Source organism: Nocardia sp. NBC_01388, from assembly GCF_045040085.1.
GTDB lineage: Bacteria > Actinomycetota > Actinomycetes > Mycobacteriales > Mycobacteriaceae > Nocardia.
Genome location: NZ_CP109553.1, coordinates 6,532,266 through 6,558,501, shown reverse-complemented (window position 1 = coordinate 6,558,501; position 26,236 = coordinate 6,532,266). Strand labels below are relative to the sequence as shown.

The window sequence follows — 26,236 nt, the reverse complement described above, 5'->3', positions numbered from 1 at the left end:
TTTTCTGCTGTCCGTACCGATCAGAGGGTGATCAGGCGGTTCGGCATGGTCATGGCCGCGGTCGCGAGCAGCTGATCCAGCGCGCGCTCCACGTCTTCCTTCCACAGGTGGTCGCTGTCCAGCTCCAGCCGCAGGCGCGGGAATCGGTGATGCGCGGCAACCACTTTGAAACCGACCTCCTCCAGGAAATCGGCATCGATCATGCAGGTCTCCGGCGTGCACACGGACGACGGCGACGGTTTGGAGGACGTACGCGGGGACGCGGGGGCGATCCGCTCCATGAACATCATGGACCCGAGATCCGCCATCGAGGTGGACGACGGATCCGAGCGAATCCCGAAGGACTCGATGGCCCGCACACCACGACGCACCAGATCGCCCACCACGGCCTGAATAAGCTGCTGGGCTACATCATTCGTCTGATACGGGAATTCGGCGCCCAGCGTGGTCAGCAGGACCGCGTCCGGGCTCACGGGGGAGGTGGGGAACAGTCCCGCGCGCGGTGAGGAGCTCGGCGGCGAATACAGCGCGCAGCCGGCCGGCTGACCGTCGATCAGCGCGATCTGCCCACACGAACCCCACTCCAAGAGCACAGTGGACAGCCAGGCCTCCTTTTCGAAGACCGGGTCACTGAATTCCCGGGAGTCCGCAGCCACCGCCGGATCGAGCTCCCAGAACACACACCGCCGGGCATGCGCCGGAAGTTTGTCGAGTCCGCCGAGGGTTAGTGCGGTAACGCTGGTCGACACCGCTCTGCTCAGCCTCCAGCTGTCCGATTCATCCACACTCACGCCGCATCAATATCTGCTCGCCAAAAAGAATAAGCGATCAAAGCAACACGCCTCTCCGGGCCTAGAAAACTCCGGCGTCACTGTGACGTTTCAGCCCCCACCCTCGGGTAGGGACCCCGAACCTCGAAATCTTCGCTCCGAGACTCGGGTGTGGGGGTAGGGCCCCGATTTTCCGCTACGGCTTGGACTGCTCCATCATGCTGACGATCCGCTCCAGATCATCGATGGAACCGAACTCGACCGTGATCTTGCCCTTGCGCTTACCGAGCGCCACCGTGACCCGGGTGTCGAAGGATTCCGACAACCGCTCGGCCACATCCTGCAGACCCGGCATCTGAATCGGTTTGCGCTTGGCCGCCGGGGGAGTGGCCGCGGCATCCGGGTTCCGATTGGCCAGCGTGACAGCCTCTTCGGTGGCCCGGACCGACATACCCTCGGCCACGATCCGTGCGGCGAGTACCTCCTGCGCTTCGGCTCCGGCCTCCAGTGCGAGCACCGCGCGCGCGTGCCCGGCGGAAAGTACGCCCGCCGCCACCCGCCGCTGCACCGGAATCGGAAGTTTCAGCAGGCGAATCATATTCGTCACGACCGGTCGGGAACGGCCGATTCGCGAAGCCAGTTCCTCATGGGTGACGCCGAACTCCTCCAGCAGCTGCTGATAGGCGGCCGCCTCCTCCAGCGGATTCAACTGCACGCGATGGATGTTCTCCAGCAACGCATCCCGCAGCAGCGACTCGTCCGCGGTCTCCCGGACGATGGCCGGAATGGCGGGCAGGCCCGCCTCCTGGCTTGCGCGCCAACGCCGCTCGCCCATGATGAGCTGATACTTCGGGGTCGGCAGGCTCTCCACCTGACGCACCACGATCGGCTGCATGAGGCCGAACTCCTTGATGGAGTGCACCAGTTCGGCGAGCGCCTCGTCCTCGAAAACCTGACGCGGCTGCTTCGGATTCGGCACGATCTGATCGTGCGGAATCTCCCGGTACACCGCACCCGCATCGGCCGCCTCGGCGCCCTCGACCGGATCCGGAACCCGGTGCAGGAAGGCCGAAGCCGGCTGCGGTCCGATCGGGTCCAGTCCGATGACGACATTGGCGGCAGCGCTGCCGAGGCCACCCGGTGTCGCTGCGGGTCCGGTAGGGATAAGCGCGGCGAGACCGCGTCCCAGTCCACCCTTCTTCGCCTGGCTCATCGGTCTACTGACCCCTCTCGTTGTTCACCGCAGCCGAAATTTTCATTACACACCCGATCCCGTATCGGGTAGCAATGCGGGCTCCGGACTCGCCGACCGGAGTGCCATCTCACGTCCCGCATCGAGGTAGCTCATGGCGCCTCGCGAACCCGGGTCGTAGTCGAGCACCGTCATGCCGTAGCCCGGAGCCTCGGAAACCTTCACGCTGCGGGGGATGACCGCCTTCAGGACCGTGTCACCGAAGTGGTTGCGCACCTCCTCCGCGACCTGATCGGCGAGCTTGGTGCGGCCGTCGTACATGGTGAGAACAACGGTGGAGACATGTAATTCGGGGTTGAGATGCGACTGCACCAGACCGATATTGCGCATCAGCTGACCCACACCCTCCAGCGCGTAGTACTCGCACTGGATGGGGATCAACACCTCCTTCGCCGCGACGAGCGCATTGACGGTGAGCAGTCCGAGCGACGGCGGGCAGTCGATCATGACATAGTCGATGTCGTATCCGGCGAGATTGGCTTCCTGAATGGCGGCCTTCAACCGGCCCTCGCGGGCGACCATCGAGACCAGTTCGATCTCCGCGCCCGCCAGATCGATGGTGGCGGGAATGCACATGAGCCGCTCATTGTGCGGGCTCTGCTGGATGGCGTCCCGCACCGTGCACTCACCGATGAGCAGTTCGTAGCTCGACGGAATACCGGAGTGGTGCGGGATGCCGAGCGCGGTGCTGGCATTGCCCTGCGGATCGAGATCGACCACCAGCACCCGCATGCCCTGGATCGCCAGTGCGGCGGCCAGATTCACGGCGGTGGTGGTCTTGCCGACGCCGCCCTTCTGATTGGCGATGGTGATGACCCGCTGCTCCTTGGGGCGCTGCACCTCAGAGTTCTTGCTGGGATGCAAGACCTGGCTGGCGCGCGACGCCTCGGCGGCAATGGGGGTCTCGGTGGGGGAGATGTTCCCGAACGGGGTGCGGCTGAACTCCTCCGCGTCGAAGGTCCCGGTATCGAGCATGCCGGGCACTCGGGACGTTGTTTCCCGTGAAACATTCGCCGGACCGTTGGACATACAGGCTCCTAACCCCGAGAACTCAAAGACACGTGGCCGAGCGTGGCAGCAGGATCGGCAGCGGGCTCACTACGCCACGCTGCGTTGTCACCGAGATGGTGCGAGGTTCGAGCTGCGATACCCATTCGAAGCCGTTCCCGACTGTCGTGCAGTCGATTTGGAGCCGCTGCCGGGCATCGCAGTCTGCGCTCACACTCGACGTTCACTAGCTTGCCAGTACGGGACACAATACGGAAGTTGAACGGCAATGAACTCCATCCGACACGCTGAATCGGCCGGGACAATCAGCAGATTTCAGACTCGGGCCGCGCCGGGCGGGGCGCGGCGCATGTTTCCCGTGAAACAACAGCGGCGCCGGGGATGGAAAGCACGAAGCGGGCGAGACGGCAGGACTGCCGCCTCGCCCGCTTCAGCTCGGGCCGGGGGTGGAGCTACTTCGCCGAGAGGCTGCTGAGCAGACCGCTGAGGGGATTGCTCCCGGAGGACCCGGTGCCAGCCGGAGTAGTGGGCTGGTTCGTCACTGTGACGGTAGTGGTCTTGCTGCTGATCAGTTCCTGCGTCGCTTTGATTTCGTGCGAGCCGGTGGTCGACGGCGTCCACTGGATGGTGGCCGTGCTGCCACTCGGGTAGACCTTGCCGATCTCGGTGCCGTTGTCGGTGAAGTCGACCTGGAAGAGGGCGGAGGTGACCGTGACGCTCGCGGTGATCGTGTAGGCCTGCCCGACATAGAGTGTGGTGCCCGAGACGCTGAGGTCCGTCACCAGCGCGCTCGCCTCAGGCGCGGCGACCAATGCGGCCGTCGCCAGTGCGCCGAGCAGCGTGGCGCCGAGGCCGGTCCGCCGTGAGATCTTCATGAAAACTCCTGTGCTCCCTAACCCACTGCCTGTGGGTCAACGGGACAGTACCGAGCCACCGGCCTGCGCACAGCTATTTTGAAGTATCTATATTTCAATTATTCCGGCCACGGGACTTGCGGCGCTCACTCCGGGGGAGACGCTCGGCGCTGATCACCATCGTGGGCGTCTCCAGCACACCCACGCCGCACTCGAGCACCTCGGCGTGACCCGCGCCCGCCTTCGTGAGGTCGGCGCGATCGCGCTCCAATTCCTCGATCGCGCTGATGCCCTTGAGCGCCAGCATTCGTCCGTGATCGTGGATCAGCGGCATGGACCAACCGGCCAGCCGCGCCAGGGGAGCGACCGCGCGGGAGGTGACCACATCCGCGCCGCCGGCTTCCTTCTTCACCCCCGCCTGCTCGGCCCGGCCGCGGACGACGGTGATGCCGAGTCCGGTGGCCTCGATGAACTCGGCCAGGAAAACGGTGCGGCGAAGCAGCGGCTCCACCAAGGTGATTCGAAGATCCGGGCGGGCGATGGCGAGGGGGATGCCCGGCAGCCCCGCGCCGCTGCCGACATCGACCACGGTCGCGCCCTGCGGGATGAGTTCACCGATCACCGCGCAATTGAGGATGTGCCGATCCCACAGCCGGGGCACCTCGCGCGGGCCGATCAGGCCGCGCTCCACGCCCGCACCCGCGAGGGCGGTGTAGTAGCGGCGGGCCAACTCCAGCCGGTTCCCGAAGACCACCGTCGCAGCGGCGGGCGGTTCCGGATCGGTTGGCATTGCTGCCTGATCGGTCATCTCGGTGCCAGGTTCCACGTGAAACATCCTTCCGAACTGATGACGAACAATCGGGACCGGGGGTGCGAAGACAAGCGTAGGGCCCCCGGTCCGATCGACGCGGGGGCCCTACCTCGAGGTGTGCGTGTCAGGCGGGGAGGACGACAACCCGTCGGCTCGGCTCCACGCCTTCGCTCTCGCTCACGACGCCGTCGACGGCGGCCACCGCGTCGTGCACGATCTTGCGCTCGAACGGAGTCATGGGGGTGAGCGCCTCCCGCTCCCCGGACTCCAGCACGCGCTTGGCCGCCTCGGCGCCGAGTGCGCTCAGCTCCGCGCGACGACCGGCCCGCCAGCCCGCGACGTCCAGCATGAGACGGCTGCGCACACCGGTCGCCTGCTGCACGGCCAGCCGGGTCAGTTCCTGTAGCGCGTCCAGCACCTCGCCGCGACGGCCGACCAGCTTGTCCAGATCCTTGCCGCCGTCGATGCTCACGATGGCGCGATCGCCCTCGACGTCGAGATCGATATCGCCGTCGAAGTCGAGGACATCCAGCAACTGCTCCAGGTAGTCGCCCGCGATCTCACCCTCTTCGATGAGTGCTTCCTCGGCATCCACCACGGTCTCGGCCGGCGCCTCCGCCGCTGCCTCATCAACAGATCCAGCCGGTGCCGCCGTCGCAGCAGTCACAGTGGGGTCCCCTCCGTCTGTTTCAACAGTCATTGTTGTTCCTTCATCTGGAGTTGTCGGCGCAAGGCGCCACGAGAAGATCAGCGGCGCCGCTTCTGGTTGGCGCGACCGCGGTTGCCGGACCGCTTCTTGGCCTGGTTCGAGTTCGGCTTCGCCTGACCGGAGTTGGGCTTGGAGCCGTTCTGCGTGGCCTGCGGCGCATCGGATTTCGCCATATCGACCCCGGCGGAATCGACCACGGGCGCGTCCTCCACCGACTTCTTACGCGTATCGACCGGCTTGGCACCCGGCTTCGGCGCATTCTGCGCGCGACGCTCCAGGGCGACGGTCTTCTTCTCTTCGTCTTCCTTCTCCATACGACCGAAGACGAGATGCTGCTGCGCGTAGGTCCAGATGTTGTTGGAGACCCAGTAGAGCAGGATGGCGATCGGCAGGAACGGACCACCGACGATCACGCCGAGCGGGAACACGTACAGCGCCAGCTTGTTCATCATGGCGGCCTGCGGGTTGGCGGCGGCCGCCTCGCTCTGCCGCTGCACCGAAGCGCGCGCATTGAAGTGCGTCGCCAGGCCGGCGATGATCATCAGCGGGATGGAGACGGCGGCGATGGCCACCTTGCTGGGCACGCCGCCGTACTCGGCGAACGACTGCAGCACATTCGCCTTCTCGGTCATGAAGCCCGAGAGGGGAGCGCCGAAAAGCCGTGCGGTCAGGAAGGACTGGACGTCGCCGGGGCTGAAGATGTAGTTCGCGGTATGCGCGTTCTCGTACGGCGTCATGCCGACCTGACCGATACCGTGCCCGGTGCGGTTGAACGAGCGCAGCACATGGAACAGGCCGAGGAAGACCGGCACCTGCAGCAGCACGGGCAGGCAGCCCATGAGCGGGTTGAAGCCGTGGTCCTTCTGCAGCTTCTGCATCTCGATCGTCATCTGCTGACGGTCGTTCTTGTACTTCTTCTGCAGTTCCTTGATCTGCGGCTGCAGCTCCTGCATCTGCTTCGTGGTGCGGACCTGCTTCACGAACGGCTTGAACAGCACCAACCGCAGCGTGAACACGAGGAACACCACGGAGAGCGCCCAGGCAAATCCATTGTCCTTGCCCAGCACGAACCCGAAGGCCTGGTGCCAGAACCACAGAATGGCCGACACCGGGTAGTAGATGAAATCGAGCACGGCGTTATGTACTCCCGTCGTTCGTATCGCCGGTCACCGCGGACGATGACCCTTCATAGGCTGCTGCCGCGTGCCGGTGCCGTGAAGCACGTTCCGGTACGGGGTCCCACCCACCAGGGTGCCAGGGCGCACATTTCGCAAGACGCACGGCTGCCAGTCCGAGTCCGATGAACAGACCACGCGTGCGCAGTGCGGTGACCGCGTACTCACTACACGTGGGAGTGAACCGGCATGTGGGCATGCGGGTGGGGGAGATGTAGGTCCGATACAGCTCGATGAGGAATATCAGAGCTTTGGCCGGTAAGCGGGCCGCCGCGCGCAGCGCGTTCATGACTCGCTTGATTCAGTGGGAGCCGCAGTATCGGCCAGGGTGCCGAGTTTGCGCAGTCCACCACGAATCTGCCGTTCGAGATCGGCGGAGGAGGCGGCCGCGGCGCCCGGCAGGGCGCGCAGCACGATATCCGTGCCGTCGGGTAATTCCGCCGCGACAGCCGCACAGATATGACGCAGGCGGCGGGCCACCCGGTGGCGAACCACCGCGTTACCCACCGCCTTGCTGACGATCAACCCGAAACGCGGACCGCCCACCCTGATGGATGGTTGCGGCCCGCCGGACTGATCGTCGTGTAGCAGTACGTGCACAACGAGATCCCGCTTCCCGATCCGCCGGCCCTGGCGCACCGTCCGGGAAAAGTCGGTACGCCGGTGCAGCCGATACGGCTCAGGCAGCACCGATGCGTCCGGCGGAGTGCGGGCGGAGAAGAGAACGGAGGTCGTTCATAGAGCCGTGCATGGGACCCCACGGCGAGCCGTGCATCAGCCGCCACGGCGAGCCGTCAATAAGCCGCCGCATCCGGGGTTCCGAATCAGGCAGTCAGCTTGTCGCGGCCCTTGCCACGACGAGCCGACACGATGGCGCGGCCCGCACGGGTCCGCATCCGGAGACGGAAGCCGTGGACGCGCGCCCGACGACGGTTGTTCGGCTGGAACGTCCGCTTGCCCTTGGCCACGGTCAACACTCCTCATAGGTGGGGGCGTCGGTTGACGCCCGAAGTTTTTCGGTGAAACGGTGTTGCAACGCGACGAATCAGATCCATCGGTGCAAATACCCTTGTCGGCACGGGCAGCACACAGCCGCCACCGCACCATAGGGTGACTGTAGAAGGGTACTGATCTGCTGGACGAGGGTCAAACTCGGGGGGAGTGACGGTTGTCCCGCCCCTGTCGCGGGCTCGAACACCGGCGCCGGCGGGGTTGAACGCCGGTGTCCCCGGGGGTGAACACCGGGTTCGTGCCGAGAGGTCCGTTTCGTGTACGGTCCATTGCAGACGTCACCCGACCTAGCGTGTAGTTGCCAGCTGATTGCTGAAGAACCGCAGGTCTACGTCCGTTTGGGGGGATTCGACGGGATGCGACACGCATCCCCAGGTTGTCCACATCTGTGGATAATTGTGTGGAAACACCCTTGGAGTGGCATATTCGTGTGGCTGACGGTCCTCGTCGACGCCCGGTTACCTGGGGGAACCGAGCAGTCGCCGCCCGTCTGCTCCAATCGACCTTGCTCCGGGGAGGACTACGTTCGTGGACGACGAGCAGAATGTGCTGACAGCTGTCTGGCCCGAGGTGATCGCCGAACTCGCGAGCGGCTCGGCCGACGGTGAGATCCAGCCGGTCAGCAAGGCGCACAAAGCCTGGCTCGGCATCATCGAACCGATCACCTTCGCCCAGGGATTCGCCCTGCTCTCGGTACCCGGGACCATGGCGCAGGAGGTGGTGGAACGCGATCTGCGCGAGCCCATTCTGCGGTCCCTGGCCCGGCGTGGACTTCAGGTCGAGGGTCTCGGCGTGCGGATCCGGGCACAGCAGAATTCCCCGGTCGACCGGTCGCCGAACGCACCCCGCCATGCCCGCATGACCTCCCGCCCGGAACGCCCCCGCGAGCCGGATCGGGCACCGATGGGCTACCAGCCGGCACCCCCCGCGCAGCCGCCCGCCGAGCGTCCGCAGCAGCACTACCAGGAGCGGCCGGAGTATTCACAGCCCCGCTACGCACCCGCACAGGACTACCCCTCGGAGTACGGCGAGCGCGAACCTTATCCACCTGTGGAATTCGGGCAGCCACAGATGGCCGAACAGTTGCCGGCCCCGCAACCGGAGCCGCAGCAGCCGCCGCGGCGACGCGAGAACCACCGTGCACCCGCCATGCCGCCGGGGCAGGAATCGCTGTTCTCTCCCGAGCCCGCCCCCCAGTTCCCCGAGCCCCAGCAATTCCCCGAGCCCCAGCAGTTCCCGGAACCGCAGCAGTTCAAAGAGCCACAGGCCCAGCCCGCGCCGATGCCTGAGCCCATGTCCGCGCAGCCCACGCGGCGGCCGGTGGACGAGGATCGTGATGACGAGCCGGTGGTGAATGCCCGCAACTCGTGGCCGACGTATTTCAACAAGTCGCCCGAGCGGGAAGCGCCGCAGCCGTCCTCTGCCAACAGCCTGAACGCGAAGTACACCTTCGAGACCTTCGTCATCGGCGCCTCGAACCGGTTCGCGCATGCGGCCGCGGTCGCCATCGCGGAGGCTCCGGCGCGCGCCTACAACCCGCTGTTCGTTTGGGGCGCTTCGGGTTTGGGCAAAACGCATCTGCTGCACGCGGCGGGTCACTATGCCCAGCGGCTGTTTCCCGGTATGCGGGTGAAGTACGTATCCACCGAGGAATTCACCAACGACTTCATCAACTCGCTGCGTGACGACCGGAAGGTGGCGTTCAAACGCCGCTACCGCGAGACCGACATCCTGCTGGTGGACGATATCCAGTTCATCGAGGGTAAAGAAGGTATCCAGGAGGAGTTCTTCCACACCTTCAACACCCTCCACAACGCCAACAAGCAGATCGTGGTGTCCTCGGACCGGCCACCCAAGCAGCTGGCCACCCTGGAGGAACGACTGCGCACCCGTTTCGAATGGGGCCTCATCACCGATGTGCAGCCGCCGGAGCTGGAGACGCGGATCGCGATCCTGCGTAAGAAGGCCCGGATGGACCGCCTCGATGTGCCGCACGACGTGATGGAGCTCATCGCCACCCGGGTCGAGCGCAATATCCGTGAGCTGGAGGGCGCGCTCATCCGGGTGACGGCATTCGCCTCGCTCAACGGGCAGCCGCTGGATCTGTCGCTGGCCGAGGTGGTGCTGCGCGATCTCATGCCCGATGCCGCGACCATGGAGATCACGGCGTCCACGATCATGGCCGTGACCGCGGAGTACTTCAATACGACCCTCGAGGAACTGACAGGTCCGGGTAAGGCCCGGCCGCTGGCGCAGGCCCGGCAGATAGCCATGTACCTGTGCCGCGAGCTGACCGACCTATCCCTACCCAAAATCGGCCAGGCCTTCGGCCGCGACCACACGACGGTCATGTACGCCGACAAGAAGGTGCGCAAGGAGATGACCGAGCGCCGCCGGGTGTACGACCAGGTTCAGGAACTCACAGCCCGAATTAAACAGCGTTCGCGCTGATCCACAACTAACAGACCCCCACGTCCTCTGACGTGGGGGTCTGTTGTTTTCCGGGTTGTGGATTCCTCGAGTAAACGTTGTGGATTCCTCGAGGAAACTCCTAGTTGTCCACCGGTTCGCTCACAGGGCTCTACTAACAGGGGTGCACAACCAGTAGTGCACAGTTCCCACAGGTTTCTTCATCCTCGAGGTCTGACCTGCGCGGATGGGAGTTGTGCCCTGTGGATTCCTCGAGGAGTCCCATGGGAGTCCTCGAGGAAACTGCCAGTTGTCCACCGTTTCGCCCCCATGTGCGCAGGTGGCCCGGAAACCGTGGAGCAACTCGAGGATGACTCGAGGATGAATGTGGAAACTGGTGATGACTCCACAGCCATCGGCTGTTCATCCTCGAGACACCCTCGAGACATCCACACGCCGCCACACCCTCCGAGCTGCGGAAAGGGGGGAAGTCCACAGATTCCACACCGCCTACTACTACTTCATTTCTCTCTAATTAGATTTCTCTTCTAAAACAGGTGTGTGGAAAGTCGGGCTGGAGCGAACGGTTCGCCGAGATCGGTTCCCGGCTTCATGAACAAGCAGAGACGCCTGGACGAGAAGAGTTCGGTCGCGCGGGACGAACCGCCGAGTCTCGAAGCGGCGAAGGGCAGTCGGACGAAATCGGACAGTCGGACCCTCCGACCCGGCGCGCGCAGATCGCGGGTACGGTTTGATGTCGGCCCCCTGTGCGAGACTGCATGGGTTCCAGGGGGAAGTAGCCCCTGAAGAATTCAGATCACTACTGATCGAGACTGGGAGAGGACAGACCGGGCGATGGAGCTTGCAAGCATGAAGTTTCGGGTCGCTCGCGAGGACTTCGCCGAATCCGTAGCTTGGGTGGCCCGCAGCCTGCCGTCGCGGCCTCCGGTGCCTGTGCTCGGCGGTGTGCTCCTCGTGGCCGATGAAGATGGTCTTACCGTGTCCGGCTTCGACTACGAGGTCTCCGCGCAGATGCGGGTGGCCGCCGAGGTCGCCGGACCGGGGCAGGTGCTGGTCTCGGGCCGTCTCCTGGCCGATATCACCAAATCGCTTCCCAACAAGCCGGTCGATGTGTCGGTGGACGGCACCCGGGTGCTGATCGCCTGCGGCAGTGCGAAGTTCTCGCTGCCGACCATGCCGGTCGAGGATTATCCCCAGCTTCCCGAACTTCCTCCCCAGACCGGTGAGCTCACCGTGGATCTGTTCTCCGAGGCCGTCGGTCAGGTCGCCGTCGCCGCGGGTCGCGATGACACGCTGCCCATGCTCACCGGCATCCGGGTCGAGATCGAGGGCCCGAAGGTGGTGCTCGCCGCCACCGACCGCTTCCGGCTGGCCGTGCGCGAGCTGGAGTGGAATCCGGGTCGCGCCGATGTGGAGACCGCGGTGCTGGTCCCGGCCCGCACGCTGTCCGAGGCCGGTAAGACGCTCGGTTCCTCCGACAAGCCGGTGCAGCTGGCGTTCGGCACCGGTTCCGACGGCCTGCTGGGCATTGTGAACGGCGGTCGCCGCACCACCACGCGCCTGCTCGATGCCGAATTCCCCAAGTTCCGGCAATTGCTCCCCAAGGAGCACACCTCCATCGCCACGCTCTCGGTGAGTCAGCTGGTCGAGGCCATCAAGCGTGTGGCCCTGGTGGCCGAGCGCGGCGCCCAGGTGCGGATGGAGTTCTCCGAGGAGGGTCTGCTGCTCTCCGCCGGCGGTGACGATGCCGGTCGCGCCGAGGAGTGGCTGGAGGCCGACTTCCGCGGTGAATCGCTGACCATCGCCTTCAACCCGGGCTACCTGGTGGACGGCCTGGGCGCGCTGCGCACCGACAAGGTGACCTTCGGTTTCACCACCCCCAGCCGTCCGGCCGTCTTCGTGCCGACGCCGGAGGAGGATCCGGCGCAACTGGATTCGGGTGCGTTCGCGGCGCTGGCCAGCAATTACATCTACCTGTTGATGCCGGTGCGACTGCCGGGCTGATGTCAGCGCGGGCGGTGGCACTGTGCACACTGTTGATAAACCTGTGAAAAGCTCGGCGCCCGGAGGTGTTTCACCTCTCGGTGCCGGGTTTTTGCACTGCGTGGGGTAGTTGTCCCCAGGTCGAAGGGAACGGTGGACTGACCGGATGTACGTGCGCACCCTGTCGCTGCGCGATTTCCGGTCCTGGGAGGCCGCCGAGCTCGAATTACCGCCGGGCCGAACGGTTTTCCTGGGTTCCAACGGCAATGGCAAAACGAATCTGATCGAGGCCGTGGGCTATCTGTCCACCCTCGGTTCCCACCGGGTGTCGGCCGATGCCCCGCTCATCCGGCTGGGTGCGCAACGCGCCCGGATCGGTGCGACCGTGGTGAATACCGGTCGTGAGTTGCGGGTGGATATGGAGCTCAATCAGGGCTCCGCGAATCGGGCGCAGATCAATCGTTCGCCGGTGCGGCGGCCGCGCGAGATCCTGGGGATCCTGCAGACGGTGTTGTTCGCGCCGGAGGATCTGGCGCTGGTGCGCGGCGACCCGTCCGAGCGCCGTCGTTTCCTGGACGAGCTCGCCACGGCGCAGTTGCCGCGACTGGCCGGGGTGCGCGCGGATTACGACAAGGTGCTGCGGCAGCGTTCGGCCCTGTTGAAAACCGCTGGGCGGCAGGCGCGTTCCGGGTCGCGCGGTACGGACCTGAGCACCCTCGACGTGTGGGACGGGCACCTGGCGGCGCACGGCGCGGTGCTGCTGGCGCATCGGCTGCAACTGGTGCACGAACTTTATCCACACCTTGCACAGGCCTATGGATCGATCGCGCCGGAGTCGCGACCTGCGTCGATCGCCTACCGGAGTGGTTATCTGCCTGTGGAATTCCAGGATCCCGCGCGGACGCCGGAGCCCGGGGACGATGAGGCGCTGGAGGCGATCCTGCTGCGCGAGTTGGCGAGTGCGCGTCAGCGGGAACTGGAACGCGGGGTGTGCCTGGTCGGTCCGCACCGTGACGATGTGGAGCTGATGCTGGGATCCGCCCCGGCGAAGGGTTTCTCCAGTCACGGCGAATCCTGGTCGTTCGCACTGGCTTTGCGGCTCGGTGCGTTCGAGCTGCTGCGTACCGGAGGCACCGATCCGGTGCTGATTCTCGATGATGTGTTCGCCGAACTGGATCGCCGTCGCCGGGCCGCGCTGGCGGCCGTGGCCGCCGGGGCCGAGCAGGTATTGATCACGGCCGCGGTGCCGGAGGATGTGCCGGCGGAGCTGGCGGCGACGCCGCTGCGGGTGGAGACCACCGGGGAAGCCGATCAGCGGGTGTCGCGAATCGTGGAGTAGGCCGATCGGCTGGTGGCGCGAGTGCGACATCACGGCCTCGCCGAGCGTGTCTGTCGGCGGGATGCGGCAGAATCGCCGGGAACGCACGGATGATCTCCACAGCAGGGTGATCGCCGAGCCCACCACCTCGCGGACGAAGGGATGAGCGCATGGCCGAGCAGTCGCCAGCCGCCGATCCGCACCGCCCGGCCGCCGCCGGGGCGGGTACGCCGGCCGCCGCCGGTCCCGAATCCGAGCTGCGCGGTGTGGATTTGGCCCGCCGGGCGCTGGAGGAAGCGCGTGCCGCCGCCCGGGCCGCCGGTAAGTCGGTGGGCCAGGGCCGGGCGTCGCCGCGGACCGGCGGGGTGCGAGCGCTGCGCGGCCGCCGCCGCGGCTGGTCCGGTTCCGGGCCCGATGAGCGTGATCCGCAATTGCTCGGCGCACTGACCGGAAAGCTGGCCAAGGGGCGCGGCTGGTCCGGCAAGGTCGCCGAGGGCATGGTGTTCGGTCAGTGGGCGAAGGTGGTGGGGGAGGACATCGCCTCCCACGCGCAGCCGGTTTCGCTGGAGAACAATGTGCTGAGCATCCAGGCGGAGTCGACCGCGTGGGCGACGCAGTTGCGAATGTTCCAATCGCAGATTCTGGCCAAGATCGCCGCCGCGGTGGGCCACGGGATCGTCACGCAGTTGCGCATCAACGGCCCGACCGCGCCGAGTTGGCGCAAGGGTGAGCGTCACGTGAAGGGACGCGGCCCGCGCGATACGTACGGGTAACCGCCCGGAATCGCTTGTGCGGCAACCCCGCTGTCCTGGTCAGCCGACCGTTTCACGTGGAACATCGCCGAAAACGGCGGGCCCGGCAAACTGTGCGCGACGCCTCATCGACTCGATCTTCGCGCACTTCGTCGCTAACCCGCCCGGCAGTCCGCCCGGCAGCCCGCTGAAGCTCCCAGGACCCCCGTCACCCATGACCGGACATATTGCTGGTCGATTTCACGCACGTACGGCGCACACAGGGGTGTCATAGGTGCATTCTGTGTCGGTCGTACCAGTAGGATGTAGGAGTAACTAGCGGCGATACCTCCCGGCGCGTTCGGCGACAGCTCGCGCGTGGACCCGTAACCCTCGAGCAGACATGCCCTGGGGCCCCACGTGTGCTCACCGTTCGGCGCTCGGAGGATCAGCAAGTAAGGAGAGCTACCGACCAGTGGCTGCCATGGACTCCAACGCAGACGGCTCGACCAAACCTAAGTCGGGCACATACGGTGCCGACTCCATCACCGTCCTCGAGGGCCTCGAAGCCGTTCGTAAACGGCCGGGTATGTACATCGGCTCCACGGGTGAGCGCGGTCTGCACCACCTGATCTGGGAGGTCGTCGACAACTCGGTCGACGAGGCGATGGCGGGGCACGCCACGCGCGTCGATGTGACCATGCTGGCCGACGGCGGTGTCGAGGTCGTGGACGACGGCCGCGGTATCCCGGTCGCCATGCATGCGCAGGGGGTGCCCACCATCGAGGTGGTCATGACCCAGCTGCACGCGGGCGGCAAGTTCGACTCCGACTCCTATGCGATCTCCGGTGGTCTGCACGGTGTCGGCATCTCGGTGGTGAACGCGCTGTCGACCCGCTTGGAAGCGGATATCGACGTCGACGGCTACCACTGGACCCAGGAGTACAAGGATTCCAAGCCGGGCAAGCTGGTGCAGGGTGAGGCCACCAGGCGCACCGGTACCACCATCCGGTTCTGGGCCGATCCGAATATCTTCGAGACCACCGTCTACAACTTCGAGACGGTCGCGCGCCGGCTGCAGGAGATGGCGTTCCTGAACAAGGGACTGACCATCACCCTCACCGATCAGCGGGTGGCCGAGAGCGATGTCACCGACGATGTGGTGAGCGATACCGCCGAGGCGCCCAAGCATCTCGATGAGAACGCCCCGGTCGCGACGCCGAAGGTGAAGACGCGGACCTACCACTACCCGGGTGGGCTCGAGGATTACGTCAAGCACATCAACCGCACCAAGACGCCGATCCACAATTCGATCGTGGCGTTCACGGGCAAGGGCACCGGCCACGAGCTCGAGGTCGCGATGCAGTGGAACTCGGGTTACTCCGAGTCTGTGCACACCTTCGCCAACACCATCAATACCCACGAGGGCGGCACGCACGAAGAGGGCTTCCGCTCGGCGCTCACCACGGTGGTGAACAAGTACGCGAAGGATAAGAAGCTTCTCAAGGAGAAGGACGACAACCTCACCGGTGACGATATCCGTGAGGGCCTGGCCGCCATTGTCTCCGTGAAGGTCTCCGAGCCGCAGTTCGAGGGCCAGACCAAGACCAAGCTCGGCAATACCGAGGTGAAGTCGTTCGTGCAGCGCGCCTGCAACGAGCACCTGGCGCACTGGTTCGAGGCCAATCCGGCCGATGCGAAGACGATTGTCACCAAGGCGGTTTCGTCGGCGCAGGCCCGGGTCGCGGCGCGTAAGGCGCGAGAGCTGGTGCGGCGCAAGTCCGCCACCGATCTGGGCGGTCTGCCCGGCAAGCTGGCCGACTGCCGCTCCAAGGATCCGGTGAAGTCCGAGATCTACATCGTGGAGGGCGACTCCGCCGGTGGTTCGGCGAAGTCCGGTCGTGACTCGATGTACCAGGCGATCCTGCCGCTGCGCGGCAAGATCATCAATGTCGAGAAGTCGCGAATCGACAAGGTGCTCAAGAACAACGAGGTCCAGGCGATCATCACCGCCTTCGGCACCGGTATCCACGACGAGTTCGATATCGCCAAGCTGCGCTATCACAAGATCGTGCTGATGGCCGACGCCGACGTGGACGGCCAGCACATCTCGACGCTGCTGCTCACGCTGCTGTTCCGCTTCATGCGGCCGCTGGTCGAGCAGGGTCACGTGTATCTGGCGCAGCCGCCGCTGTACAAGCTCAAGTGGCAGCGCACCGAGCCGGAGTTCGCGTACTCCGACCGGGAGCGCGACGGTCTGCTCGAGGCCGGTCTCGCGGCGGGCAAGCGGATCAACAAGGACGACGGCATCCAGCGCTACAAAGGTCTGGGCGAGATGAACCCGAAGGAGCTGTGGGAGACCACGATGGATCCTTCGGTGCGCGTGCTGCGCCTCGTCACGCTCGACGATGCCGCCGCTGCCGACGAGCTGTTCTCCATCCTCATGGGTGAGGACGTGGAAGCTCGGCGCAGCTTCATCACTCGCAATGCCAAGGACGTTCGGTTCCTCGACGTATAGCGGAGCCAGGGGTTAGGGGTTCGATTCCCCTAGCCCCCACCTGCGTCGAGCACCCTCCCAAAAGACTTCCTACGGAGACCAATTCATGACTGAGACTTCGCTTCCGCCCTCGGGTGGCGACCGCATCGAGCCGGTCGATATCCAGCAGGAGATGCAGAACTCCTACATCGACTACGCCATGAGCGTGATCGTCGGGCGCGCGCTGCCCGAGGTGCGCGACGGTATGAAGCCGGTGCACCGCCGGATCCTGTACGCGATGTACGACAACGGCTACCGCCCCGATCGCAGCTATGTGAAGTCCGCGCGCCCGGTCGCCGACACCATGGGTAACTACCACCCGCACGGTGATACGGCCATCTACGACACCCTCGTGCGCATGGCGCAGCCGTGGTCGCTGCGCTATCCGCTGGTGGACGGTCAGGGCAACTTCGGTTCGCGCGGCAACGACGGCGCGGCCGCCATGCGCTACACGGAGTGCCGCCTGACTCCGCTGGCCATGGAGATGCTGCGCGAGATCGACCACGAGACGGTCGATTTCACCCCGAACTACGACGGTAAGACGCAGGAGCCGGTCGTGCTCCCGGCGCGGGTGCCGGCGCTGCTGATGAACGGCTCCAACGGTATTGCCGTCGGTATGGCGACCAATATTCCGCCGCACAATCTGACCGAGCTGTCCGAGGCCATCTTCTGGGCGCTGGACAATCACCTCGCGGACGAGGAGACCACCCTCGAAGCGTGCATCGAGCGGGTGAAGGGTCCGGACTTCCCGACCTACGGTCTGATCGTCGGCACCTCTGGCATCAATGACGCGTACCGCACCGGGCGCGGCTCGATCAAGATGCGCGGTGTGGTCGAGATCGAGGAGGACGCCCGCGGGCGCACCACGATCGTCATCACCGAACTGCCGTACCAGGTCAATACCGACAATTTCATCAATGCCATCGCCGAGCAGGTGAAGGACGGCAAGATCGCGGGTGTCTCCGACATCCACGACGAGTCTTCGGACCGTGTCGGCATGCGCATCGTGGTCACCGTCAAGCGCGACGCGATCGCGAAGGTGGTGCTGAACAACCTCTACAAGCACACCCAGCTGCAGACCTCGTTCGGCGCGAACATGCTGTCGATCGTGGACGGGGTGCCGCGCACGCTGCGCCTCGATCAGATGATCCGGCTGTATGTGAATCACCAGTTGGAAGTCATCGTCCGGCGCACCAAGTACCTGCTGCGCAAGGCCGAGGAGCGGGCCCACATCCTGCGCGGCCTGGTCAAGGCGCTCGATCAGCTGGACGCCGTGATCGCCCTGATCCGCCGTTCGGCCGATACCGACACCGCGCGTACCGGTTTGATGCAGTTGCTGGAGATCGACGAGATCCAGGCGACCGCCATCCTGGATATGCAGCTGCGCCGCCTGTCCGCCCTGGAGCGTCAGAAGCTCGTCGACGAATTGGCGAAGATCGAGCTCGAGATCGCCGATCTCAAGGACATTCTGGAGAAGCCGGAGCGCCAGCGCGCCATCGTGCGCGACGAGCTGACGGAGATCGTCGACAAGTACGGCGACGACCGGCGCACCAAGATCATCGCCTCCGACGGCGACGTGACGGATGAGGACCTCATCGCCCGCGAGGACGTGGTCGTCACCATCACCGAGACCGGGTACGCCAAGCGCACCAAGACCGATCTGTACCGCTCGCAGAAGCGCGGCGGCAAGGGCGTGCAGGGCGCGGGTCTCAAGCAGGACGATCTGGTCCGGCACTTCTTCATCACCTCCACGCACGACTGGCTGCTGTTCTTCACGAACAAGGGCCGGGTCTACCGCGCCAAGGCGTACGAGCTGCCCGAGGCCAGCCGTACCGCCCGCGGTCAGCACGTGGCGAACCTGCTGGCCTTCCAGCCGGACGAGAAGATCGCCCAGGTCATTCAGCTGACCACCTACGAGGACGCCCCGCACCTGGTGCTGGCGACCCGCAACGGCCTGGTCAAGAAGTCCCGTCTGACCGACTTCGACTCCAACCGCACCGGCGGCATCGTCGCGGTCAATCTGCGCGATGGTGACGAATTGGTCGGCGCGGCGCTGTGTTCGGCCGATGACGATCTGCTGCTGGTGTCGGCGCACGGCCAGTCGATCCGCTTCTCCGCCAATGACGAGGTGCTGCGCCCGATGGGCCGCGCCACCTCCGGCGTGCAGGGCATGCGGTTCAATCAGGCCGATGAACTGTTGTCGCTCAACGTGGTTCGCGAGGGCGATCAGAACTACCTGCTTGTCGCGACGGCCGGTGGGTACTCCAAGCGCACGGCGATCGAGGAGTACACCGCGCAGGGTCGTGGTGGAAAGGGCGTATTGACCATTCAATACGACGAGAAACGTGGCAGTCTGGTCGGTGCGCTCATCGTCGACGACGAGGATGAGCTGTACGCCATTACATCCGGCGGCGGTGTTATCCGGACTGTGGCCAAGCAGGTTCGCAAGGCTGGACGCCAGACCAAGGGTGTGCGATTGATGAACCTCGGTGAGGGCGATACCTTGCTTGCGATCGCGCGTAACGCGGACGAGCCCGACCAGGTTGCCGAAGATGACAACAGTGGTTCGGCGAAGCAGTAGTTTCACCCCAGCAGCGGCGGCACAACGGATCGAAGGATTCACCATTGACCAATCAGCCGAATGACCAGCGTGGTCATGCCAATGGCGTGACCGAGAGAATCGCTCCGTCTCCGATTCCGCCGCGGCCTATTCCGCGACCGGGTTCGGGAAACGAGGGCGGCGTGCCGCAATCCAATGAGGGACCGGACAACTCCGGCGAATACGCGCCGGAGGGCTCCGGCCGAATGAGCGATCCGACGGAGGTGACCGCCCCCGAAGGCGTGGACGGTCAGTCCGGTGGTTCGCCCTATCAGGACGGCGGGTGGTCGCAGCTGCCGCAGCGGGAACCGCAGTCCAACCTGTACCGCCCGGGTCAGGCTCCCACCACCGGCAGGCCCGGCAGTGTGGGTCTGAACGCCGGCGTCTCCAATGCGCGCACCACCGCCGATCTGGCGGCCAAGGCGGCACGCAAGGAGGCCGCCATGGTGAAGTCCGTCGGCATCGACGGACCCACCCGCAGCATCGCCCGTCCGGAACTGGTGAAGGATCTGCCGGATCTGTCGGAGATGCGGCATCCGCTGCCCCCGCCGGAGCCGATTCCACCGTCCGGCCCGGTATCGCCGTCCGCTCCGGCGGCGGTCGCCGCCGCCGCCGCGACGGGGGAGCCGTTGCGAGCCACCGTGCAGGTGCGCCATATCGACCCGTGGTCCACATTGAAGGTGTCGCTGGTCATCAGCGTCGCGCTGTTCTTCGTGTGGATGCTGGCGGTCGGCCTGCTGTACCTGGTGCTCGAGGGCATGGGTGTGTGGGGCCGGCTCAACAGCACCTTCACCGACATGGTGTCGGACAGCTCCTCCTCGGGGCTGATCGACGCCGGCACGGTGTTCGGCTACGCGAGTGTCATCGGTCTCATCAATGTGGTGTTGCTGACAGCGCTTTCGACGGTCGGCGTGTTCGTCTACAACCAGTGCACCGATCTGGTCGGCGGCATTCAGGTGACCCTGTCCGATCCGGACTAGAGACACCGCTCGATCCGGACTGGCGACCCTGTCCGACCCGGATTCGAGGTATGTCGAAACGGCTGGTCCCGCCTGTGATTTCAGGCCGGTGACCAGCCGTTTTGCTTATCCGCGTGACCTTCGGGTAATCTTCAGCCTCGGTTCGAGTCACAGACTCGGGCCCGGATGAGGGCCTATAGCTCAGGCGGTTAGAGCGCTTCGCTGATAACGAAGAGGTCGGAGGTTCAAGTCCTCCTAGGCCCACTCCTGAACATCACAGTAGGGTGGGATTCATGAAATTTCTCCTGACGATCGGCATTGTCGCCGCAGTGATCTTCGGAATCAGCAAGCTGCGCCAGCGAAGCGATGCGGACCTCTGGCACGAGGTCACCACTCGCTGATCCTCTTCGGGATCCTGTGGAGACACAGCATCCCGGCCGGGGGCCTTAGCTCAATTGGCAGAGCACTGCCTTTGCAAGGCAGGGGTTAGGGGTTCGATTCCCCTAGGCTCCACTCGTTAATTCTCACAGCCCTTCGTGGCTGTCTTATTCCGAGCACACGCGCCCCGTAAGGTGGCTGCATGGCTTCCCCGGAGATCTCCAAGCTGGTCCAATCGGTGGTGGAGCCGTTCCTGCTGAACGGGCAGCGCAAATACAATCGGCGCGAGGTCACCGCGCTCACCAAGGTGCCCTCCTCGCTGACGCGGCGCCTGTGGGTTTCTCTCGGTTTTCCGGCCGATCCGGACGATTCGGCTGTCGAGTACACCGATGCCGATATCGATGCGGCCAAAACCTTCAGCAAGCTGAATGTGCTTGCCTCCGCGGATATTCACCGGCAGACGACCGCCGCGCGCACCCTGGGCCGCTCCATGGCCCGGCTGGCCGAATGGCAGGTCGATCTGGTGACCGAGGAGATCCTGGATCGCATCGCGAAGAACACCGCCGAGGATCCGGCGTCCGATCACGAGCAGGTGGCGCGCGCCGCGACGGAAGAGGTGGTGGCCGAGCTCGAGGCGCTCATGTCCTATGCGTGGCGGCGGCATCTGGATGCGGCGCTGTCGCGGTCGCTGGAGGAGGGCGCGGTCGCGGGGGACACCATGCGGGTGCTGGCCGTCGGCTTCGCCGATATGGTCGGCTACACCCGCCTGACCCGGCACCTGGATCCCGAGGAGCTCTCCTCGCTGCTGGAGGCGTTCGAGACGGCCACCAGCAATGCCATTACGGCGCATGGTGGTTGGGTCATCAAGAATGTCGGCGACGAAGTCATGTTCGCGGCCAATACCGCGAAGGACGGTGCCCGCATCGCCCTGGCCATCCAGGAGGCCGCCACCGCTTCACACGGCGTCACCCAGGAGCTGCGGGTCGGCCTCGCCTACGGCGATGTGCTGCAACGCTTCGGCGACCTCTACGGCTCGGTGGTGAACGTGGCCGCCCGCCTCACCGGTGTGGCCCGTCCGGGCACCGTACTCATCGATGACAGTGCGGCACAGTCGATTGCCGGCGACCCGCAATTCGATCTCCGCCACTTGCGGACCGTCCGAGTGAAGGGCATCAACCGCCTGCACGGGCACGTATTGCGTCGCAACGAAATTCGCCCGCTGGTCTGAGTAGCCGGTGATCTGGCCTTCTCGTTGATCTAGGCGACAACTGATCTGGTTCCGGTCGGGGTAACTCCCCGGGTACGGGCTGACTCGACCACCACCAAACCGCCGGTCGCCAACGTGACTGAGGCGGAACCTGAGTCTGGCCAAAAGGTTCGGGGAGGCGGTGCAGACATGGGGGCGGGCCTCGGCGAAGGGGGGGAGTTAGCCGAGGCCCGCGTAAGGTCGGCCCGGGGGGGAGGGGCCGACGCGATCGATCCTACGCGACACCGGCTGATTGCGTGGAAATCGGGGCATCGCGTTCGAAGATTTTTTGCGGGGAAAAGTGTCGTACCCGCGTGCGAACATATGTTCGCACGGGAGCTGCCGACTTCGGGACTCCGGCGGGATGCGGTCGTTAATGTGTGGCCTCCGCCGCTGTGCCGGGGCATACTTGCCCTGAATGTCCGGTCTTGTTCAGCAGCATCTGTGCAGCTCAGAGCCCCTGCGGCTGCCAACTCGCGAGACATCAGGAGAATCATGCCCGACGCAATCGTCGCCGAGGGTCTGGTCAAGAAATACGGCAAACTGGTCGCACTTGACGGACTCGATCTTGTTGTGCCGGAAGGCACCGTCACCGCACTGCTCGGTCCCAACGGCGCGGGCAAGACCACCACCGTGCGCGTACTCACTACGTTGCTGGTGCCCGATGCCGGGCGGGCAACCGTTGCGGGCGTGGATGTTCTGCGCGAACCGCAGCGGCTGCGCGCGCGCATCGGCGCGTCCGGTCAGTACGCGGCCGTGGACGAATACCTCACGGGCTTCGAGAATCTCGAGATGGTCGGCCGCCTCTATCACATGGGCGTGCAGCGCAGTAAGGAGCGCGCGCGCGAGCTGCTGGACCGCTTCCGGCTCTCCGATGCCGCCGATCGTCCGGTGAAGGGCTATTCGGGCGGTATGCGCAGACGCCTCGATCTGGCGGGCGCGCTGGTGGCGAATCCGCCGGTGCTGTTCCTGGACGAACCGACCACCGGTCTGGATCCCCGTGCGCGCCTGGATCTCTGGGATGTCATCGACGAATTGGTCGCCGGCGGCACCACGCTCCTGCTGACCACGCAGTACATGGAGGAGGCGGACAGGCTCGCCGATTCCATCGCGGTCATCGACCACGGCAAGGTCATCGCCGAGGGCACCTCCGATGAGCTGAAGGCGCTCGTGGGTGGCGATCGGATCGAGCTTGTGGTCGACCATGCGGACAATCTGGGCATTGCCCAGCGGGCGCTGGAAGGCTTGGCGCAGGGCGAGATTCGGCTCGAGCCCAGTATGCGGCGCATTATCGTACCGGTGAACGACGGCTCACAGGCGCTGGTGGATGCCATCGGGCTACTCGCCAAACATGAAGTGGTCATTCATGATGTCGGCTTGCGCAGGCCCTCGCTGGATGATGTGTTCCTTTCGCTGACGGGGCACGAGGCCGACGATCTGATCAATGGCGCCAAGTCCGCCGAGCAGGCCGCGGGCGGTGCCCGATGAGCGCCGCACTCCAGACCACAGTCGACAATCCTTCGCTCGCAGCGCGTTTGGCGATGGTGTTCACCGACAGCGTCACCATCACCAAGCGCAATGTCATCAAGATCCGGCGCGTGCCCGATGTGCTGATCTTCTCGACGCTGTCGCCGATCATGTTCGTGCTGCTGTTCGCATACGTCTTCGGTTCGGCGATTCAGTTGCAGGGCACGTCATATCGCGAATTCCTGATCGCCGGCATCTTCGCGCAGACCGTGGTCTTCGGCGCCACCTTCACCGGCCTCAGCCTCGCGGAGGATATGCAGAAGGGCATTATCGACCGCTTCCGATCGCTGCCCATGGCGCCGTCGGCGGTGCTCATCGGGCGCACGCTCGCCGATGTGTGCATCAATCTGGTGAGCCTGGTGGTCATGTCGCTGACCGGTCTCGCGGTGGGCTGGCGCATTCGCGGTTCGTTCCTCGACGCCGTGCTCGCCTACGTGCTGCTGCTGCTCTTCGCCTACGCCGTCTCATGGATCATGGCGGTGGTCGGCCTGCTGGTGCGCGCGCCGGAGGTCTACAACAATGCCAGCTTCATGGTGATCTTCCCGCTGACCTTCATCGCCAATACCTTCGTGCCCACCGCCACCCTGCCCACCGTGCTACGGGTGATCGCGGAGTGGAATCCGGTCTCGGCGGTGACGCAGGCCAGCCGAGATCTGTTCGGCAATACCAGTCCGATGGGGCCGAGTACCGATGTGTGGCCGATGCAGCATCCGGTGGCGACGACGCTGATGTGGGTCGTGGTGATTCTCGCCGTATTCGTGCCGCTGGCGCTGGCTCAGTACAAGCGTTCCGTGAGTCGCTGACTCGGGAGGATGCCGAATTACCTTCTCAGCGCGCGGATTCCGTGATCGGAGAAGGGCTGGAGCCGTTGCGGGAGTATCCGAGACGCGGCGGCTCCGCGGCGGGGACCGGCGGCTGGGGTCGCCGGCTCACGAAAAACGCAATGGCGCCGCCGGCGATAGCAAGCACAGCCGCCACGATGATTCGACTACGAAAACGCCCCAGCTCCATCCGACCACTTTGACACAGCAATGGATTTCGCGCACCCGAGTGCGCGTCCGGGGGGTTACTCGACGGTAACGCTCTTGGCGAGGTTGCGGGGCTTGTCAACATCCCGGTCCAGGGCGACGGCCATGTGATAGGCCAGCAGCTGGAGCGGGATGGTCAGGATGATGGGGTCCAGTTCCCGCGCGACCGCGGGGACCCGGATGACCGCATCGGCCAGGCCGGCGGGCAGATCGGTATTGGTGATGGCAATCACCGGTCCGCCGCGAGCCTTGATCTGCTCGATGGTGGTGATGTTCTTCGCGAGCAGTTCGTCACCGGGGATCAGGACCACGCTCGGCATGTCCGGATCGATGAGGGCGAGCGGGCCGTGCTTGAGTTCGGAACCCTGGTACGCCTCGGCGTGGATATAGGAGATCTCCTTGAGCTTCTGCGCACCCTCGCGGGCCACCGGCCAGCCGCGCACCCGGCCGACGAAGAACATGCTGCGCGCCTTGGCGTAGCGGTTCGCGATCTCGGCGATCTCGGCGTCCTGGTCGAGCACCGATTCGATGGCCTCCGGCAGCGCGCGCAGACCGGTGACGATGCGCTCGCCCCCGGCGGCCGACAGGTCGCGCACGCGGCCCAGCAGCAGCGCCAGCATGGCGAAGGAGACGGTCATATTGGTGAGCGCCTTGGTGGAGGCCACCGAGACCTCGGGCCCGGCGTGCAGGAACATGCCGGCCCCGCACTCACGGGCGATGGCGCTGCCCACGGCGTTCACCGCGCCGATGACCCGGCCGCCCTTGCGCTGCAGCTCCTGCACCGCGGCGAGGGTGTCCAGGGTCTCGCCGGACTGGCTGATGGCGATGTACAGCGCGTCCGGATCGACAACCGGATTGCGGTAGCGGAATTCGGAGGCGGGTTCGGCGGTCGCGGGGATGCGCGCCAGTTCCTCGATCAGCTGGGCGCCCAGCTGCCCCGCGTAATAGGCGGACCCGCAGCCGAGGAAGACCACCTTGCGAATGCCGCGCAGTTCCCGCGCGTCCATGTTCAGCCCGCCGAGAATCGCGGTGGCGAAGCGTTCGTCGAGCCGGCCGCGCAGCGCCCGGCGGACCGCGTCGGGCTGTTCGGCCATTTCCTTGCGCATGAAGTCCGGATAGCCGCCGAGCGCGTAGTCCTCGGCCGCCATATCGATGGTGGTGGGCGTTTTGTCGGTGCGGCTGGCATCCAGTCCCAGTGTGCTGGTGCGGAATTCGCCTGCCTTCACAGTGGCCAATTCGCCGTCGTCGAGGAAGACAACGCGCTGGGTGTGGTGCACCAGTGCCGCCACATCGGAGGCCACGAACATCTCGCCGTCGCCGACGCCGAGCACGATGGGGCTGCCGTTGCGGGCGACGACGAGTTCGTCGGGACGGCGCGAATCCAGCACCAGCAGACCGAAAGTGCCTTCGACACTGTGCAGTGCGGTGCGGACGGCGTCCTCGAGCGACTCCGTATCGTCGAGGCAGGCGGCGATGAGATGCGCGATGGCCTCGGTATCGGTGTCGGAGAGGAATTCCACGCCGTCGGCGGTCAGTGCGGCGCGCAGTTGTTCGGCGTTCTCCACGATGCCGTTGTGCACCACGGCGATCCGCCCGCTGCCGTCGGTGTGCGGATGCGCATTGGCGTCACTGGGTTCACCGTGGGTGGCCCAGCGGGTGTGTGCGATGCCCACGGTGCCGCGCAGCCGCGCGCCCTCCGCGTCGACGCGATTGCGCAGATCCTGCACGCGGCCCTGGGTTTTGGTGATCCGCAGCCGGCCGCGGTGCGGCACGGCCAGTCCGGCGGAGTCGTAGCCCCGGTATTCGAGGCGGTGCAGGCCCTCCAGCAGGACCGGCACGGACTCACGGTGCCCGATGTATCCGACGATTCCACACATTGCGCGAAGCTCTCCTCTGTCCGTAGACGGTGTC

General features: G+C 65.4%; 22 protein-coding genes and 2 tRNA genes. 13 read left to right on the top strand and 11 right to left on the bottom strand.

Going from position 1 to position 26,236, the window contains the following annotated elements; all coding sequences use genetic code 11:
- Positions 1–20: 20 nt before the first annotated feature.
- From OG716_RS31545 to rpmH, 10 genes are all read right to left on the bottom strand, one after another.
- On the bottom strand, positions 21–749 hold the full coding sequence (locus tag OG716_RS31545; protein ID WP_327142949.1) for a GNAT family N-acetyltransferase: 729 nt from the start codon (positions 747–749) through the stop codon (positions 21–23).
- 217 nt (positions 750–966) lie between these two features.
- A complete protein-coding gene (locus OG716_RS31540) occupies positions 967–1,983 on the bottom strand; it encodes a ParB/RepB/Spo0J family partition protein (RefSeq protein WP_355125319.1) in 1,017 nt (338 codons plus the stop codon).
- Positions 1,984–2,028: 45 nt separating this feature from the next.
- A complete protein-coding gene (locus tag OG716_RS31535) occupies positions 2,029–2,997 on the bottom strand; it encodes a ParA family protein (protein WP_405140034.1) in 969 nt (322 codons plus the stop codon).
- A 485-nt stretch (positions 2,998–3,482) separates the two neighbouring features.
- Positions 3,483–3,905, bottom strand: a complete 423-nt coding sequence (locus OG716_RS31530) for a hypothetical protein (protein ID WP_405134117.1) — start codon at positions 3,903–3,905, stop codon at positions 3,483–3,485.
- Between the two features lie 94 nt (positions 3,906–3,999).
- Positions 4,000–4,719, bottom strand: coding sequence for a 16S rRNA (guanine(527)-N(7))-methyltransferase RsmG (gene rsmG / locus OG716_RS31525; protein WP_405134116.1), 720 nt, complete (start codon positions 4,717–4,719; stop codon positions 4,000–4,002).
- A gap of 100 nt (positions 4,720–4,819) precedes the next feature.
- Positions 4,820–5,395, bottom strand: a complete 576-nt coding sequence (locus OG716_RS31520; protein WP_327142953.1) for a protein jag — start codon at positions 5,393–5,395, stop codon at positions 4,820–4,822.
- 47 nt (positions 5,396–5,442) lie between these two features.
- Complete coding sequence (gene yidC, locus OG716_RS31515) at positions 5,443–6,537, bottom strand: membrane protein insertase YidC (protein ID WP_355125323.1); 1,095 nt, start codon at positions 6,535–6,537, stop codon at positions 5,443–5,445.
- Positions 6,538–6,541: 4 nt separating this feature from the next.
- Positions 6,542–6,868: a membrane protein insertion efficiency factor YidD gene (gene yidD / locus OG716_RS31510; protein WP_355125325.1), complete on the bottom strand. Its 327-nt coding sequence runs from the start codon at positions 6,866–6,868 to the stop codon at positions 6,542–6,544.
- The gene (rnpA, locus tag OG716_RS31505) at positions 6,865–7,269 is read right to left on the bottom strand and encodes a ribonuclease P protein component (protein ID WP_405134115.1); all 405 of its coding nucleotides are present in this window, start codon (positions 7,267–7,269) and stop codon (positions 6,865–6,867) included. Before rnpA ends, yidD begins: the two co-directional genes overlap by 4 nt.
- A gap of 134 nt (positions 7,270–7,403) precedes the next feature.
- Complete coding sequence (gene rpmH, locus OG716_RS31500) at positions 7,404–7,547, bottom strand: 50S ribosomal protein L34 (RefSeq protein ID WP_297610748.1); 144 nt, start codon at positions 7,545–7,547, stop codon at positions 7,404–7,406.
- 571 nt (positions 7,548–8,118) lie between these two features.
- Here rpmH and dnaA point away from each other — a divergent pair.
- The 13 genes from dnaA to OG716_RS31435 all read left to right on the top strand — a co-directional run bounded on the left by dnaA (position 8,119) and on the right by OG716_RS31435 (position 24,100).
- A complete protein-coding gene (gene dnaA, locus OG716_RS31495) occupies positions 8,119–10,041 on the top strand; it encodes a chromosomal replication initiator protein DnaA (RefSeq protein ID WP_405134114.1) in 1,923 nt (640 codons plus the stop codon).
- Positions 10,042–10,854: 813 nt separating this feature from the next.
- Positions 10,855–12,024, top strand: a complete 1,170-nt coding sequence (dnaN, locus tag OG716_RS31490) for a DNA polymerase III subunit beta (protein WP_327142957.1) — start codon at positions 10,855–10,857, stop codon at positions 12,022–12,024.
- 145 nt (positions 12,025–12,169) lie between these two features.
- Positions 12,170–13,342, top strand: coding sequence for a DNA replication/repair protein RecF (gene recF, locus OG716_RS31485; RefSeq protein ID WP_405134113.1), 1,173 nt, complete (start codon positions 12,170–12,172; stop codon positions 13,340–13,342).
- 149 nt (positions 13,343–13,491) lie between these two features.
- Positions 13,492–14,094: a DUF721 family protein gene (locus OG716_RS31480; RefSeq protein ID WP_405134112.1), complete on the top strand. Its 603-nt coding sequence runs from the start codon at positions 13,492–13,494 to the stop codon at positions 14,092–14,094.
- Between the two features lie 442 nt (positions 14,095–14,536).
- Positions 14,537–16,570 carry a DNA topoisomerase (ATP-hydrolyzing) subunit B gene (gene gyrB, locus OG716_RS31475; protein WP_355125336.1) on the top strand — a complete coding sequence of 678 codons (2,034 nt, stop codon included), beginning with the start codon at positions 14,537–14,539 and terminating at the stop codon, positions 16,568–16,570.
- 85 nt (positions 16,571–16,655) lie between these two features.
- The gene (gyrA, locus tag OG716_RS31470; protein ID WP_405134111.1) at positions 16,656–19,169 is read left to right on the top strand and encodes a DNA gyrase subunit A; all 2,514 of its coding nucleotides are present in this window, start codon (positions 16,656–16,658) and stop codon (positions 19,167–19,169) included.
- A gap of 161 nt (positions 19,170–19,330) precedes the next feature.
- Positions 19,331–20,167, top strand: a complete 837-nt coding sequence (locus OG716_RS31465; RefSeq protein ID WP_405134110.1) for a DUF3566 domain-containing protein — start codon at positions 19,331–19,333, stop codon at positions 20,165–20,167.
- A gap of 169 nt (positions 20,168–20,336) precedes the next feature.
- A tRNA-Ile gene (locus OG716_RS31460) sits at positions 20,337–20,410 on the top strand.
- 29 nt (positions 20,411–20,439) lie between these two features.
- Positions 20,440–20,547: a DLW-39 family protein gene (locus tag OG716_RS31455; RefSeq protein WP_355125342.1), complete on the top strand. Its 108-nt coding sequence runs from the start codon at positions 20,440–20,442 to the stop codon at positions 20,545–20,547.
- 39 nt (positions 20,548–20,586) lie between these two features.
- Positions 20,587–20,659, top strand: a tRNA-Ala gene (locus OG716_RS31450).
- A gap of 67 nt (positions 20,660–20,726) precedes the next feature.
- Positions 20,727–21,752 carry an adenylate/guanylate cyclase domain-containing protein gene (locus OG716_RS31445; protein WP_405134109.1) on the top strand — a complete coding sequence of 342 codons (1,026 nt, stop codon included), beginning with the start codon at positions 20,727–20,729 and terminating at the stop codon, positions 21,750–21,752.
- A gap of 513 nt (positions 21,753–22,265) precedes the next feature.
- A complete protein-coding gene (locus tag OG716_RS31440; RefSeq protein WP_355125346.1) occupies positions 22,266–23,258 on the top strand; it encodes an ATP-binding cassette domain-containing protein in 993 nt (330 codons plus the stop codon).
- Positions 23,255–24,100, top strand: coding sequence for an ABC transporter permease (locus OG716_RS31435; protein ID WP_405134108.1), 846 nt, complete (start codon positions 23,255–23,257; stop codon positions 24,098–24,100). Before OG716_RS31440 ends, OG716_RS31435 begins: the two co-directional genes overlap by 4 nt.
- 263 nt (positions 24,101–24,363) lie before the next feature.
- On the opposite strand, the gene glmS is transcribed toward OG716_RS31435, so the two are convergent.
- Positions 24,364–26,202 (bottom strand): glutamine--fructose-6-phosphate transaminase (isomerizing), encoded by a 1,839-nt coding sequence (gene glmS, locus OG716_RS31430; RefSeq protein WP_405134107.1) that lies wholly within the window; start codon positions 26,200–26,202, stop codon positions 24,364–24,366.
- Positions 26,203–26,236 lie beyond the last annotated feature (34 nt).

Coding starts and splice junctions, on each gene's coding strand:
- dnaN (WP_327142957.1), top strand. CDS start 10,855: ATGGAGCTTGCAAGCATGAAGTTTCGGGTCGCTCGCGAGGACTTCGCC.
- OG716_RS31455 (WP_355125342.1), top strand. CDS start 20,440: ATGAAATTTCTCCTGACGATCGGCATTGTCGCCGCAGTGATCTTCGGA.
- OG716_RS31445 (WP_405134109.1), top strand. CDS start 20,727: ATGGCTTCCCCGGAGATCTCCAAGCTGGTCCAATCGGTGGTGGAGCCG.
- OG716_RS31530 (WP_405134117.1), bottom strand. CDS start 3,905: ATGAAGATCTCACGGCGGACCGGCCTCGGCGCCACGCTGCTCGGCGCA.
- OG716_RS31435 (WP_405134108.1), top strand. CDS start 23,255: ATGAGCGCCGCACTCCAGACCACAGTCGACAATCCTTCGCTCGCAGCG.
- yidD (WP_355125325.1), bottom strand. CDS start 6,868: ATGAACGCGCTGCGCGCGGCGGCCCGCTTACCGGCCAAAGCTCTGATA.
- glmS (WP_405134107.1), bottom strand. CDS start 26,202: ATGTGTGGAATCGTCGGATACATCGGGCACCGTGAGTCCGTGCCGGTC.
- rsmG (WP_405134116.1), bottom strand. CDS start 4,719: ATGTTTCACGTGGAACCTGGCACCGAGATGACCGATCAGGCAGCAATG.
- OG716_RS31535 (WP_405140034.1), bottom strand. CDS start 2,997: ATGCTCGATACCGGGACCTTCGACGCGGAGGAGTTCAGCCGCACCCCG.
- OG716_RS31540 (WP_355125319.1), bottom strand. CDS start 1,983: ATGAGCCAGGCGAAGAAGGGTGGACTGGGACGCGGTCTCGCCGCGCTT.
- OG716_RS31480 (WP_405134112.1), top strand. CDS start 13,492: ATGGCCGAGCAGTCGCCAGCCGCCGATCCGCACCGCCCGGCCGCCGCC.
- gyrB (WP_355125336.1), top strand. CDS start 14,537: ATGGACTCCAACGCAGACGGCTCGACCAAACCTAAGTCGGGCACATAC.
- gyrA (WP_405134111.1), top strand. CDS start 16,656: ATGACTGAGACTTCGCTTCCGCCCTCGGGTGGCGACCGCATCGAGCCG.
- recF (WP_405134113.1), top strand. CDS start 12,170: ATGTACGTGCGCACCCTGTCGCTGCGCGATTTCCGGTCCTGGGAGGCC.
- OG716_RS31440 (WP_355125346.1), top strand. CDS start 22,266: ATGCCCGACGCAATCGTCGCCGAGGGTCTGGTCAAGAAATACGGCAAA.
- OG716_RS31520 (WP_327142953.1), bottom strand. CDS start 5,395: ATGACTGTTGAAACAGACGGAGGGGACCCCACTGTGACTGCTGCGACG.